This window comes from Bacillus cereus group sp. BceL220 (genome assembly GCF_051776965.1).
In the GTDB taxonomy this organism is placed as follows: Bacteria; Bacillota; Bacilli; order Bacillales; family Bacillaceae_G; genus Bacillus_A; species Bacillus_A cereus.
In genome coordinates this window covers 536,557-550,628 of sequence record NZ_JBPWBC010000001.1, presented here as the reverse complement: position 1 = coordinate 550,628, position 14,072 = coordinate 536,557, and the positions used below count along the sequence as shown (strand labels likewise).

Sequence of the window (14,072 nt, the reverse complement as noted above, 5' to 3'; positions counted from 1 at the left end):
TCAATTAACCCATTATTTAGAAATAGATGATATACTTTTATTTTTTATGGACTATAAGAAAAATTTCAAATGACTATAACTAAATCGCATAAAAAGAAGATATGAAAACCTATTCTCATATCTTCTTTTTTCTCTATGCATTTACAGGTTCTTCTACATAAGAAAGGGCATTTTCAAAATCGGATATTAAATCGTTAACATTTTCAAGACCGACTGATAACCGAAGTAATGAATTAGAGATTCCTCTTTCATCACGAGCTTCTTGCGACAGTGCTGCATGTGACATTTTTGCTGGATAAGAAAGAATTGACTCTACAGCTCCTAAACTAACTGCAAAAACAGGTAATTTTACTTTTGATAAAAATTGGCGGAGTGCATCTTCTGACTGCAAAGTAAATGATAAGACTGCTCCAGCTGATGTTGCTTGAGATTGTTGAATATCAAATCCGAGATGTGTTTGTAATCCCGGATAATAGACATTTTGTACTTTAGCGTGCTCTTGTAAATAATGTGCAATTTTATTGGCATTTTTAGCTGAATGCTCGAGGCGTACATGTAATGTTTTTAGACCGCGAAGTACGAGAGAACAATCTTGAGGTCCTAAAATAGCGCCGAATGCATTTTGTAAAAATCCAAGCTTTTGAGCGAGTTCTGCATCTTTTACTACTGCTAATCCGGCAGTAACATCACTATGCCCAGCAATAAATTTTGTGGCACTATGAAGAACAACATCAGCTCCAAGTTCAAGTGGTTTTTGGAATAGTGGTGTCAAAAATGTATTATCAACAAAAGTAAGAGCCCCAATAGATTTTGCAAGTTTAGAAATCTCGCGAATATCTGTCACCTTTAAAAGTGGATTAGAAGGTGTTTCTACATAAAAGAGCTTTGTATTTGGTTTAATGCTTTGTTTTATTTCTTCTAAATTGGTCATATCAACAAATGTATGTGAAACACCGTAACGGGAGAGTACCTCAGTTATCACTCGGTAAGTGCCTCCGTATACATCTTCTGAAATGAGTACGTGATCACCTTGTGAAAGAAGGAGGAATGCAGTGGAAATCGCTGCAATGCCTGATGCAAAGGCGAATCCCTTTGTTCCACCTTCTAATAAAGCAATGATATCTTCAAGAGCTTCACGAGTTGGATTTCCTGACCTGCTATAGTCATATTTTCCGAACGTATCTACATCAAACTGGTGAAAAGTTGATGTGTTATAGATAGGAACGTTCACAGCTCCTGTTTGCGAGTCATGTTTATATTGGTTGTGTAGTAAGAGTGTATCTATAGAATAACTCATATTCTTACACCTTCTTTTACAAGTTTAATGGCTTGCTTTAAGTCTTGAATTAAATCGTTACTATTTTCAATGCCAACGGAGAATCGAAGAAGACGATTACATACACCGTTTGCTGTTCTAATTTCTTCAGGAATATCAGCATGTGTTTGCGTTGCTGGATAAGTCATTAAACTTTCTACACCACCAAGACTTTCGGCAAATGTAATTAAGGATAAAGATTGTAAGAATGGATTAATCCAAGCTTCATCTTTAAGGCGAAATGAAATCATGCCGCCTCTTCCAGGATAAAATACATCTGTCACCCCGTCTTCATCATTTAAATATGCAACAACTGCTTTCGCATTTTCTTCATGCTGTCTCATGCGAAGCGCTAACGTTTTCATACCGCGAATTAATAACCATGAGTCAAATGGGCTTAAAACTGCACCTGATGCATTATGATAATGAGCGATTTCTTCACAAAGTTCCTTTCCTTTTGCAACGACAAGTCCGCTTAGTACATCGTTATGTCCCCCTAAATATTTCGTTGCGCTGTGAAGTACAATGTCAGCACCTTCTGTTAATGGTTGCTGTATATAAGGTGTGTAGAATGTGTTGTCTACAATAAGAAGTAGTCCGTGCCTTTTCGCTACAGTTGCGACAGCAGCAATATCAGTAACTTGCATTAATGGATTAGTTGGAGTTTCTATGAAAATAGCCTTCGTTTCAGTTGTGATAGCTTGCTCAATTTGTTTAATAGACTGTGTATTTACGTATCTACATCGAACATCCCACTTTTTTTCATGTTCAGAAAATAATCGATACGTTCCACCGTATAAATCTTCAGATACAATAAGTTCGTCTCCAGAGCGGAATAGAGAAAGGACGAGGAGAACAGCCGCCATCCCTGAACTACAGGCATAACCTTGTTCGCCATATTCTAAGTCTGCGATTGCCTGTTCTAAAAGACCTCGAGTTGGATTGCCAGTTCGTGAATAGTCAAAGCCAGTAGATTTACCAATTCCTTCATGACGATAAGCGGTTGAGAAATAAACTGGTGGATTAACCGTTCCAGTTGTAGTTTCACTGCGATTGCCGATTTGTGCTAGTTTTGTTTCGATTGTTGACATGTGAAAATTCCTCCTTTTTAAATTGAAACATTAAGTGAATATAAAATAAAAAAAGCCTTCTAAGAAGAAGGCTTTCGGTTTGAATAGAGTCTTCTTCTCATCTGTCAAATCTTTCACAATTTGCTGGAATTAGCACCTTATTAACAAAATGTTAATGGTTGCTGAGGCGTCACAGGGCCAGTCCCTCTACCTCTCTAGATAAGAATGTTCGTATGAAATTTTTATTATGTTTTTAACTTTACAACAAAAGATAATTGAATTGCAACTTTATTTTAAATATTTTTTATTTTTCCGCAAGTGTCATTGACTTTTACTTTTGTGCATGCTAAATTTATTAAAAAATTAACAAACATTGTTAAAAGGGGAACGCATTTCCTTTTAGCTACATAAATAAAATAATAAAGACAACTCTTATTGAGAGCGGTGGAGGGAAAGGCCCTGTGAAACCCGGCAACCTTCAAACGAAATGTTTGAAACGGTGCTAATACCTGCAAAACGAATGTTTTGCATAATAAGAGGAGGAACGATTATGTCCCCCTCTTCAAAGTGAAGAGGGGGTTTTTATATTGATAGAAATGAGGGAGATTCGTGAAATTACTAGATTTATTATCAAAAGGAATTGTAATAGGTGATGGTGCGGTTGGGACGTTATTGCATTCACATGGCTTGCAAAGTAGCTTTGAAGAATTGAATGTATCTGATCCAGACTTAATTATATCGATTCATAAACAATATGTAGCTGCTGGAGCAGATGTAATTCAAACGAATACGTATGGAGCAAATGAGGCGAAATTACGTATGTACGGCTTAGAAAATCAAGTTACAGAAATTAATAGAGCGGCAGTAAAACTGGCGAAAGCATCTGTTACAGATAAAAATGCAATTTTAGGAACAATTGGTGGTATGAAACATATCGGAGCCGTTACAACGACTGATATGGAAAGGGAGTTTATGCTACTTGAACAGGCAGGGGCTTTACTAGAAGAACAGGTTGATGGATTACTATTAGAAACTTTTTACGATGAATTTGAATTACTTCATGCTGTTAAAGTATTGCGTAAGCAAACGAACATTCCAATTGTTGCTCAATTAGCGTTACATGAAGCAGGTACGACTCAAAATGGAAATGATGTCAATGAAATATTAAAGCAACTTATAGATTACGGTGCAAATGTTGTTGGATTAAATTGTCAACTAGGGCCGCTTCATATGACGGAGGCTTTCAAAATGATATCGATTCCGCAAAATGGCTATTTATCAGCATACCCAAATGCAGGTCTCCCGAATTATGTGGAGGGACGTTACGTATATGAGGGAAGCCCAGCTTATTTTGAGGCGATGACGCCGAGATTTATTGAGCAAGGTATTCGGTTATTAGGTGGTTGTTGTGGTACGACTCCAGAACATATTCAAAGTATGAAGCACGCTGTTGCGAATGTTACACCTGTAATAGAAAAAGACACCATTCAAAGGCCGAAAGTTGTTCATACGCATGAGAAACGTTCGAAGGCTCACGTCACTCTAGCAGAGAAAGCGAAAAAACAAACGACAGTTGTAGTGGAATTAGATCCACCGAAAACGTTAGATACACAGCGGTTTTTTGAAGGAGCAAGAGCTTTAAAAAGAGCGGGAGCAGATGCTATTACTCTAGCAGATAATTCATTAGCATCGCCTCGTATTTCTAATATGGCAATGGGTGCGTTATTAACGAAGCATGATATCCCGGTATTGACACATTTAACGTGTAGGGATCATAACGTCATTGGACTACAATCTCATTTGTTAGGTTTATCGGCGTTAGGGATGGAAGAAGTGTTAGCTTTAACTGGTGATCCAGCGCGCGTTGGTGATTTTCCTGGTGCAACTTCTGTATACGATTTGTCCTCTATTGAGCTCATTAAAATGATTAAAGAAATGAACGATGGACGTTCAATTTTAGGGAAATCAATTGGATCGGCGACAAGGTTTTCTGTAGGCGGCGCATTTAATCCTCACGTGAGGCACTTAAAAGCAGCGGTTAAGCGAATGGAACGAAAAATAGATGCTGGAGCGGAATATTTTTTAACTCAGCCAATTTACGATATCGCGTTAATTGAAGAAGTGTATGAAGCGACAAAGCATTTGGAACAACCTATTTTTATTGGAATTATGCCGTTAGTAAGTAAGCGGAATGCAGATTTTCTTCATTTTGAGGTACCGGGTATTACTCTTCCAGAAGAAATAAGAGAGAGAATGGATGGACACGAAACGAAAGAGGCGGCAATTGAGGAAGGGATTCGCATTTCGCAAGAATTGATCGACGCAGCGATGAAATATTTTAATGGTATTTATCTTATTACACCATTTTTAAAATATGAAATTACAGAACATCTTGTTAAATATGTAAGAGAAAAGCAAGAAGTGAAAGAAGGTATTAATTGATGAAGTGTATAGAAGAAAAATTACAAAATAGCATTTTAATATTAGATGGTGCAATGGGAACAATGATTCAGCAAGAGGATTTAACTGCTGAAGATTTCGGAGGAGAAGAGTACGAGGGCTGTAATGAATATTTAGTAGAAACAAGACCAGACGTTATTTTAAAGATTCATAAAGCTTATATTGAAGCTGGAGCGGATATTATTGAAACAAATACATTTGGGGCAACGAATATTGTACTAAGTGATTATGAGCTGTCTCATTTAGATGAAGAACTAAATGAAAAGGCAGCACTTTTGGCGAAGCAAGCTGTTAAAGAAAGCGGTAAGGAAGTATATGTTGCGGGAGCGATGGGACCAACAACGAAAGCAATTAGTGTTACTGGTGGTGTGACTTTTGAAGAATTGATTGAGGCTTATACAAGGCAGGCACGAGGATTATTAAAGGGAGAAGTTGATGTATTACTCGTTGAGACGAGTCAAGATATGCGTAACGTGAAAGCAGCTTATATTGGAATTCAAGCTGCTTTTGAAGAACTGAAAAAAACGGTTCCTATTATGATTTCAGGAACGATTGAGCCAATGGGAACGACTCTGGCTGGGCAAACAATTGAAGCTTTTTATTTATCAGTAGAACATATGAAACCATTATCTGTTGGGTTAAATTGTGCGACTGGTCCGGAGTTTATGAGGGACCATATTCGTTCACTATCTGATTTATCGGAGTGTTACATTTCTTGTTATCCAAATGCAGGTCTTCCTGATGAAGATGGACATTACCATGAGTCTCCATCTTCTCTCGCTGAAAAGGTGAAGCGATTTGCTGAAGAAGGATGGGTTAATATTATCGGTGGTTGTTGTGGCACGACACCAGAACATATAAAAGCAATGAAAGAAGCACTAGCATCTCTTAAGCCTCGTGACCATCATGAGAGAGAAGGACATGGAATTAGTGGATTAGAGGCACTGCAATATGATGAGTCTATGAGACCGTTATTTGTAGGTGAAAGAACGAATGTTATTGGATCACGTAAATTTAAACGATTAGTAGCAGAAGGGAAATTTGAAGAGGCTGCTGAAGTGGCAAGAGCGCAAGTGAAGAAAAATGCTCATATTATTGATATTTGTATGGCAGATCCTGATCGTGATGAAATAGAAGATATGGAGAAATTTTTGACAGAAGTTACGAAAGTGTTAAAAGTACCGATTATGATTGATTCAACGGATGAAAATGTTATGGCAAGAGCACTTACTTATATTCAAGGAAAAGCTGTTATCAACTCTATTAATTTAGAAGATGGAGAAGAGCGTTTTGAAAAGGTAACACCGCTTCTTCGTAAGTATGGTGCTGCAATTGTAGTTGGTACAATCGATGAAGATGGTATGGCAGTAAGTGCTGAAAGAAAATTAGAAATTGCAAAAAGAAGTTACGAATTATTAACGACGAAATATGGGATACGCCCGTCAGATATTATTTTTGATGCACTTGTGTTTCCAGTAGGGACAGGTGATGAAGAATATATTGGTTCAGCGGCAGCGACTATAGAGGGCATTCGCCTTATTAAAGAAGCGTTACCAGAGTGTTTAACGATTTTAGGTGTAAGTAACATATCATTTGGTTTACCACCGGCTGGACGTGAAGTATTGAATTCCGTCTTTTTATATCATGCTACGAAGGCTGGATTAGATTACGCGATTGTTAATACGGAAAAATTAGAACGCTATGCGTCGATTCCAGAGGAAGAAAAACACCTTGCAGATGCATTACTGTTTGAAACGACGAAAGAGACGTTAGAAGAATTTACAAACTTTTACCGAGTCGCTAAAAAGAAAGATGTCGTTGTGCAAGAAACGTTAACGCTAGATGAACGACTAGCAAATTATATTGTAGAAGGTACGAAACAAGGATTACACGAGGATTTAAGTCTTGCACTTGAAGAAGGAAGAAAACCTCTTGATATTATTAACGGTCCGCTTATGACAGGGATGGATGAGGTAGGACGACTATTTAATAATAATGAACTTATTGTTGCTGAAGTATTGCAAAGTGCCGAAAGTATGAAAGCTGCTGTAAGTTATTTAGAGCCACATATGGAATCTAGCGATAGTGCAAAAAAAGGGAAAGTATTATTAGCAACTGTAAAAGGTGATGTGCATGATATTGGGAAAAATCTCGTTGAAATTATTTTAGCGAATAACGGATATGAGATTATTAATTTAGGAATTAATGTACGTTCGGATCGAATTGTTCAAGAAGTACAAGAAAAGAAGCCGGACATTATAGGCCTTTCAGGTTTATTAGTAAAATCAGCGCAACAAATGGTAACGACTGCTGAAGATTTAAAAGCAGCAAATATTGATGTGCCCATTGTTGTAGGTGGTGCAGCGTTAACGAGAAAGTTTACAGATAATCGAATTTCACCATCATATAAAGGGCTCGTTTGTTATGCGAGTGATGCGATGACGGGGCTCGATATTATTAATAAGCTTCAAAAAGAAGAAGAGCGTGAGAAGATGAAACAGGATAAAAAAGAACGTCATCTTCATATCGTAAAAAAAGAGGAGAAGAAAATAGAAATTCCAACAGTAATTGAGCCATTACCGAAGGCTGAGGTTATGGTGCCTGATTCAACAAAACGAATTGTATTACGTGATATTCCGGCTCTTCATCTCGCTCCATTTTTAAATAGACAAATGCTACTTGGGCATCACCTTGGATTAAAAGGAAATGTGAAGAAGCTTTTGAAAGAGGGAGATAAGAGAGCACATGAATTAAATGATTTAATAGATGAATTATTGCAGGAAGGACAATCTTGGTTAAAGCCGAAAGCAGTGTATCAATTTTTCCCAGCGCAAAGCGACGGACAAAACATTGTAATATATGATCCAGAAAATCATACGCGTGTTATAGAGCGTTTCACATTCCCTAGACAAGGAAAGGCTCCCTATCGTACTTTAGGCGATTATTTGCGCCCAATTGGAGATGAGATGGACTATGTTGCTTTCTTATCTGTTACGGTTGGGGAAGGAGTTCGGGACATTGCTGAAGAGTGGAAGGCGAAAGGTGATTACTTACGTAGTCATGCCATTCAATCGTTAGCGCTTGAATTAGCAGAAGGACTTGCTGAAAAAACACATATGCTCATTCGTGACCGCTGGGGCATTCCAGACTCACCTGAACTGACGATGGAAGAACGTTTCCGTACGAAATATAGAGGAATACGCGTGTCATTTGGTTATCCGGCGTGTCCAGAACTTGCAGATCAAGAAAAGCTATTTCGCTTAATTCATCCAGAGGAAATAGGTATTTCATTAACAGAAGGATTCATGATGGAGCCAGAAGCGTCCGTAACGGCTATGGTATTTTCTCACCCTGAGGCAAGATATTTTAGTGTATTATAGTCTAGAAGGGGGAGACGTATGAAGAAAATAGTCTTTACAGGTGGCGGTTCGGCAGGACATGTAACACCTAATTTAGCCATTATCCCATATTTACAAGAAGACAACTGGGATATCTCTTACATTGGTTCTCATCAAGGTATTGAGAAAACGATTATAGAAAAGGAAGGCATTCCCTACTATAGTATTTCGAGTGGAAAGCTACGTCGTTATTTTGATTTGAAAAATATAAAAGATCCTTTTCTTGTAATAAAGGGTAACTAACTGTTACGATTTATTTAACCAATTATAACGAAAGTTAATTAAATATATCAGTAAGCCCTGCTAGTCAAGTGATTGGCTAGTAGTGAGGGTTAACTGCGGGCAATCCCTAAAGCTGATTGAACTACAACGTGGCTAGAAATGGCGAGCGTGAATGTTGCGAAAGCAGAAAAAATCAATCAGATCGTGCAAGGTTAAATCCTAAACACTAGAACAATGGGTCTTCCGCCTCGAATCATCTAAGTCAAAAGCGATAAGATGAACGTTCAACGACTATCTCGTATAACTGACGAGAGTACATCACAAGCCTATGGTGATGGAAAAATCCTCTATCTCTAAAGAGATAAACATATAGTCTGCGCTCATGTGAAAACATGAGAAGTTCATAAGAGAACTGGCTAAGGAATTGCGCCCTTAGTTGAACGAGATACATTTAATTAAATCTATCAAACCTCATTGAATCTATCGAACGCATGTGCTATTGTGGGTTCAATGAGGTAAGAATAATAATGAAATTTTCACGAGTTAGTCAAGTATCAGAATTAACAGGTTTGCATCCGAGTAGTCTTACGAGAATGCTGGTGGAACACGCTACGATTCAGAAGAACAAATCTTTCATTAAAGGAGTTACATTCTGATGATATTAGCGAAGAAAGTCAGACTGATTCCAACGCCTGAACAAGAAAAAGTGCTTAGAAACCATGCTGGTGCTGCAAGATTCGCTTATAACTATTGTAAAAGAATGAGTGATAGGTATTATAAGCTATTTGGAAAATCTGTTTCACAGTTAGCTTTACAGAAACGATTTACAAAGATCAAGAAGCGAAAGAGATATGAGTGGTTAAATGACATCAACGCACAAGTTCCCAAACAGGCTTCAAAAGATTTTGATACGGCGAGAAAACATTCGTTCAAAAAGTACAAAAATGGTTATCACACTTCTTATAAATCCAAAAAAGATTTAATCCAAGGATTTTATGCCAATTATGAAAGACTGGTTATAGGAAAGAAAGTAGTTCATATTCAGTCTATTGGAGAAGTGAAAACAAGCCAACAACTACCAAGGAATAAAAAACCATCCAATCCAAGAGTTACCTTTGACGGTCGTCACTGGTGGATGAGTGTAGGGTTCCAAGAAGACTTTGAATCACAAGAATTAACCGATGAGTCGATTGGTGTGGATGTTGGTTTAAAAGAGCTTTTTGTAGCTTCTAATGGTACGAAAGAACGAAATATAAACAAAGATGCCAAGGTTAAAAAATTTTTGAAAAGGAAAAAGTCAGCGCAAAGAGATATGTCTAGGAGATTTAAAAAAGGTGTGAAAATTCAATCTGCTGGATATGAAAAAGCGAAAGCTGAGCACCTGCGGTTATCTAGGAAAATTATGAATATCCGAAATAACCATATCCATCAAGCAACAGCTAAATTGGTGAAAACCAAACCAATGAGGATTGTTGTGGAAGACTTATCTATTTCAAACCTGTTAAAAAACAAAAAACTATCGAAAGCATTTTCATTTCAAAAATTAAACTTCTTCTTTCAATGTTTGTCATACAAGTGCGAGAAGTACGGCATTGCGTATGTAAAAGCTGATAAATGGTTCGCTTCAAGCAAGATTTGCTCATGTTGCGGAGTGAAATACGACCATTCAGTTCAACCAGAAGGACAGTGGAGTTTAAAGATTCGTGAATGGCGTTGTGCTTCATGCAATAGCTATCACGATAGGGATGTAAATGCTGCGATAAATTTATCAAGATGGGTAAAATAAATGCTTGATAATAGGAGGTAACGATACTGCCTCGTGTGGAGTGTTATACCCCTCGTCCCTTTGGGGCTGCGAGAACACGATGAAGCACTAACTCGTGTAAATTTGATTGAATTGTATAGATTTAGTTAAGTTTATCGTATCGGTGTTATGGATGCGTATGTAAGGATTCGAAAACTAAAACCAGATGTGATTTTTTCAAAAGGCGGTTTCGTATCTGTACCAGTCGTAATTGGAGGATGGCTAAATAGAGTACCAGTTTTATTACATGAATCTGATATGACGCCAGGACTAGCAAATAAAATTGCGCTTCGTTTTGCTTCGAAAATATTTGTTACATTTGAAGAAGCAGCGAAACATTTACCGAAAGAAAAAGTAATATATACGGGATCTCCTGTACGTGAAGAAGTGCTGAAGGGAAATCGAGAAACAGGTTTAGCATTTTTAGGTTTTTCACGTAAAAAGCCAGTTATTACGATTATGGGAGGTAGCTTGGGCGCGAAAAAAATTAATGATACGGCTCGAGAAGCATTACCAGAACTTCTTAAAAAGTATCAAATTGTTCACCTTTGCGGAAAAGGTAACCTTGATGAAAGTTTACAAAATAAAGAAGGATATAGACAATTTGAATATGTACATGGAGAACTGCCAGATATATTAGCGGTAACAGATTTTGTTATTTCACGCGCGGGTTCCAACGCAATTTTTGAATTTTTAACATTACAAAAGCCGATGGTTTTAATTCCATTATCGAAATTTGCAAGCCGTGGAGATCAAATATTAAATGCAGAGTCCTTTGAAAGGCAAGGGTATGCCTCCGTATTATATGAAGAAGATGTAACTGTAAAATCTCTTATAAAGTATGTCGAAGAATTGAATCAAAATAATGAGAAGTATAAAACAGCACTAAAAAAATATAATGGAAAAGAAGCAATTAAAACAATCATTCAAAATATTTCAGAGGCATGATGAAACAATCATGCCTCTTTTAGTAGGGTGAAAGATTCCAAGAATTGATATTTTTATGTTACAATAAAGTGAAACTTTAATCAGTTGGGGGCATCCTCCATCTAACTTCTTTGCTTTCACTGGAATTTGAGGAGGGGGGTTTACTGCCCTCAAATAGCGGGATAACAAATGGGTTAATAGGGAAATTCCAATTAATGAAGCGTGAAAATACGAATGGATTAGGAGTGACTGTGTTGGAGCTAAGTCTCTATGAAAATACTGCACTTATTATATGCTTTGTGTTGTACGTTGGTAGTGTTATTGTTTATATTTCAAGGAAATTTTCGCAAGAAAGAGAGCTTGAAAAATCAGAGATAACAGCTGAACTAGAAATGTTAGCTGATGAAAGTTATAAAAAACAAAAAATAAAAGAAGACCATGAAGCATCCCATCATTTAAACGCAAATAAGTTTTAAAGATGGGGATTTTTTTTGAAGTTGTTATTTATTATAGCTATAACAAATAACGCTAAAAAGGAGTTTCCCGATACATAATGAAGGAGTGTATATAAATGAATTTTTATATCGCCTCAGGTTTCCAAAATAAACATCTAGTATGTTCCGTAGCAAATGAACTGAAACATGCAGGATGGCACCATACATATGATTGGACCAAAAACGAAAGAGCAGTGAATCAAGAACAATTAAGAGAAATTGGTCAGGCAGAAAAAAATGCTGTAAAAGAAGCGGATGTGTTTTTACTTATATTAGATGGCGGAAACGGGAGCCATACAGAGTTTGGAATGGCGATTGCACTAGAGAAAACGATATATGTATATCATGCAGGAAACCCGCTCCAAACAACGTTCTATCACTTGCCAGAAATAAATATTTTTGAAGGAGATGTAGCTGAGTTTGCATCTTATGTTATGAATCATGTGAAATAATAGTAACTACCTAAAAGGTTATAAAAGTGATCTTTTGGGTACAGTGATGATAAGAAACGTATATAAAGGAGTACATAATATGAAATTAGAAAATGGATGGGAAACGAGCTTTTTAGAAGTCGTACAAAATAGTGAATTTAAGAAAGAGGCACTTCTTAGTCAATTGCTTTGTCAGGATAGTGAAGAAGTAGAAGAGCTTGTGGATGATTACGGCTACGAAGAACTTGTTGAACGTGAACATGATGATGAGTTAGCTGAAATCTTAGGAGAAGAACTTTTTAGTGAGATGGAACGCCAAGTATTCTTATCTTCAAACCCAGAAGAAAAACTTATTGCATTCGTCAATGGATTAGGTTTTCATGTGTTAGATTGGATCGTTCTTCTTGAAACAGAATTTGGCATTGATAGTGCAAACTTTACATCAGATGCTGTAAAGGTGTTAGAAAAGCGTTTCAGACAGTTTCCGTACATAGAGGACAATACAATTTTTGATATGACATTTGGAGAATCGATGGATGTATTAGAATCTGTTACAGGATTACAACTAAAGGAAAAGATGAACATATAATGAAAAAAGAACGTGATTCAATCACGTTCTTTTTTTACATAATAATAATTTTATCATCTAGTTTTGTCTGCCCGGTAAGAAGTGCGTTTAAATATTCCACTTTTCTTATACAAGCTTGTATATGTCTTTCAACCTCTTGTAACTCTGCTTGGTGATGTGTTTCAATTGGATGAATTTGTACGTTGAATTTTTCAAATTGACTACTATATGTTATTTCTGCATAGCCGCTCATAATATCGGTTTCGTTATGAAATAAAAATTGCCTCGTTTTGTCACAGAATGATACATCCTGAAAGCCATATACTTTTAATGCTTCAATTACTTTTTTAATCATTTTTGTATTCATTTTTTTAACCCTCTTTACGAAGTTCTACTTTTATATTATAACATAAAAAATTACATAGAAAGCGCTTCCAAGTGTATTTTATTATAAACTTTACGTTTCAATCACAAAAATGAAACAAAGAAAAAATAATTGTAAAGAAGGAAGGACTCTTTTATTGTTTCGTCATATATATAGAGAAATAGTGCAATGAAAGGAAATTTTCCGAGGTGGAGATCGTATTTCCAATTTGAGCGCAGTAAAAGAGGTGAGAATCTTGAACTTTGATATTGTAGGACAAAAAGCATATATAAAAGATGGACCGCATCGGAACCGAATTGGAATTGTAAAGAAAAACGAGACAAAATTAGCATCGCAGTTTGCTATTGTAATTGGAGAACAAATTATTGATGTAGAGCTAAAGGATATCGTGTTAGTTGGAGTAGACGTAGGACAATTTCATAAATGGTGCGAACAAAATGGTTATTTGTGAAAAGGACGGGCTGTGAGATAATGAAATATATTTGAGGAAAGAGAATATATTATTGTATTCTCTTTTTCTATGTTTAAGGAGGCGAAAATGAAATATAAAGAACAGGAGTTTACGTTGGAGTTAAAAGAGAACATTCAATGTATGGAGAAGGAAATAGAGCGAATGTCACTTAAATTGTATAAAGAGTATTCGCATTTATACATAGAAAAAAACATGGAATTAGATATGGGATTTGCAAGAGAAAAAGAGAATCCCTTTGAGGTGGGTTATTATTCAACAGTTGCTATAGCTATATTAGATGAAGAAAAAGAGATGATTAAATTTCACAATATTCCAATTTAGGAATGTGAAAGAATCTTTTTAGGAATGCCAATTCAATCAAACATTTTGGGTAGTAAGAAAGTAGGAGAACTCGCTGATGAATCTTGTTATGAGATTGAGGAAGAGTTAAAAGAGCAATTAGAAGAATACTTGGAGTGATAATTCTCAAGATAAGATTTATAAAGAGGGAACGGAATAAAAAAGACGCTAACAATTGTATGTTAGC

The 14,072-nt window shown here is 36.4% G+C and carries 11 protein-coding genes, 3 pseudogenes and 2 riboswitches; of the genes and pseudogenes, 11 read left to right on the top strand and 3 right to left on the bottom strand.

The genetic code is table 11. The features are described from left to right. Positions 1-133: 133 nt before the first annotated feature. On the bottom strand, positions 134-1,297 hold the full coding sequence (gene metC / locus ACS2FK_RS02950) for a cystathionine beta-lyase (RefSeq protein ID WP_063548642.1): 1,164 nt from the start codon (positions 1,295-1,297) through the stop codon (positions 134-136). After that, positions 1,294-2,406, bottom strand: coding sequence for a cystathionine gamma-synthase/O-acetylhomoserine thiolyase (gene metI / locus ACS2FK_RS02945; RefSeq protein WP_063548640.1), 1,113 nt, complete (start codon positions 2,404-2,406; stop codon positions 1,294-1,296). The genes metC and metI overlap by 4 nt, the downstream gene beginning before the upstream one ends. A gap of 94 nt (positions 2,407-2,500) precedes the next feature. After that, positions 2,501-2,611: riboswitch (SAM riboswitch) on the bottom strand. A 203-nt stretch (positions 2,612-2,814) separates the two neighbouring features. Next, positions 2,815-2,924: riboswitch (SAM riboswitch) on the top strand. A 70-nt stretch (positions 2,925-2,994) separates the two neighbouring features. On the opposite strand from metI, the gene ACS2FK_RS02940 reads away from it, so the two are divergent. The 9 genes and pseudogenes from ACS2FK_RS02940 to ACS2FK_RS02900 all read left to right on the top strand — a co-directional run bounded on the left by ACS2FK_RS02940 (position 2,995) and on the right by ACS2FK_RS02900 (position 12,710). Beyond that, positions 2,995-4,827 carry a bifunctional homocysteine S-methyltransferase/methylenetetrahydrofolate reductase gene (locus ACS2FK_RS02940; protein ID WP_023523019.1) on the top strand — a complete coding sequence of 611 codons (1,833 nt, stop codon included), beginning with the start codon at positions 2,995-2,997 and terminating at the stop codon, positions 4,825-4,827. Beyond that, complete coding sequence (metH, locus tag ACS2FK_RS02935) at positions 4,827-8,225, top strand: methionine synthase (RefSeq protein ID WP_063548638.1); 3,399 nt, start codon at positions 4,827-4,829, stop codon at positions 8,223-8,225. Before ACS2FK_RS02940 ends, metH begins: the two co-directional genes overlap by 1 nt. 18 nt (positions 8,226-8,243) lie before the next feature. Then, a pseudogene (locus tag ACS2FK_RS02930) lies at positions 8,244-8,480 on the top strand (glycosyltransferase); the annotation flags it as partial. A gap of 512 nt (positions 8,481-8,992) precedes the next feature. Beyond that, positions 8,993-9,121: a hypothetical protein gene (locus tag ACS2FK_RS02925; RefSeq protein WP_000672787.1), complete on the top strand. Its 129-nt coding sequence runs from the start codon at positions 8,993-8,995 to the stop codon at positions 9,119-9,121. Continuing rightward, a complete protein-coding gene (locus ACS2FK_RS02920) occupies positions 9,121-10,251 on the top strand; it encodes an RNA-guided endonuclease InsQ/TnpB family protein (RefSeq protein ID WP_063548636.1) in 1,131 nt (376 codons plus the stop codon). The genes ACS2FK_RS02925 and ACS2FK_RS02920 overlap by 1 nt, the downstream gene beginning before the upstream one ends. A gap of 141 nt (positions 10,252-10,392) precedes the next feature. After that, positions 10,393-11,217 (top strand): annotated as a pseudogene (locus tag ACS2FK_RS02915) (undecaprenyldiphospho-muramoylpentapeptide beta-N-acetylglucosaminyltransferase); the annotation flags it as partial. Positions 11,218-11,411: 194 nt separating this feature from the next. Further along, complete coding sequence (locus tag ACS2FK_RS02910; protein WP_000817964.1) at positions 11,412-11,672, top strand: DUF3966 domain-containing protein; 261 nt, start codon at positions 11,412-11,414, stop codon at positions 11,670-11,672. A gap of 95 nt (positions 11,673-11,767) precedes the next feature. Further along, positions 11,768-12,142 (top strand): nucleoside 2-deoxyribosyltransferase, encoded by a 375-nt coding sequence (locus ACS2FK_RS02905; protein ID WP_001012331.1) that lies wholly within the window; start codon positions 11,768-11,770, stop codon positions 12,140-12,142. Positions 12,143-12,221: 79 nt separating this feature from the next. Then, entirely contained in the window at positions 12,222-12,710 is a 489-nt protein-coding gene (locus ACS2FK_RS02900) for a hypothetical protein (protein ID WP_000764263.1), read from the top strand. Positions 12,711-12,744: 34 nt separating this feature from the next. Here the strand turns inward: ACS2FK_RS02900 and ACS2FK_RS02895 are convergent, their stop codons facing one another. Further along, complete coding sequence (locus ACS2FK_RS02895) at positions 12,745-13,056, bottom strand: hypothetical protein (protein ID WP_001093240.1); 312 nt, start codon at positions 13,054-13,056, stop codon at positions 12,745-12,747. A 253-nt stretch (positions 13,057-13,309) separates the two neighbouring features. Between ACS2FK_RS02895 and ACS2FK_RS02890 the strand changes: the two genes are divergently transcribed. Further along, on the top strand, positions 13,310-13,525 hold the full coding sequence (locus tag ACS2FK_RS02890; RefSeq protein WP_001008326.1) for a DUF3912 family protein: 216 nt from the start codon (positions 13,310-13,312) through the stop codon (positions 13,523-13,525). 87 nt (positions 13,526-13,612) lie between these two features. Further along, positions 13,613-14,005 (top strand): annotated as a pseudogene (locus ACS2FK_RS02885) (hypothetical protein). Positions 14,006-14,072 lie beyond the last annotated feature (67 nt).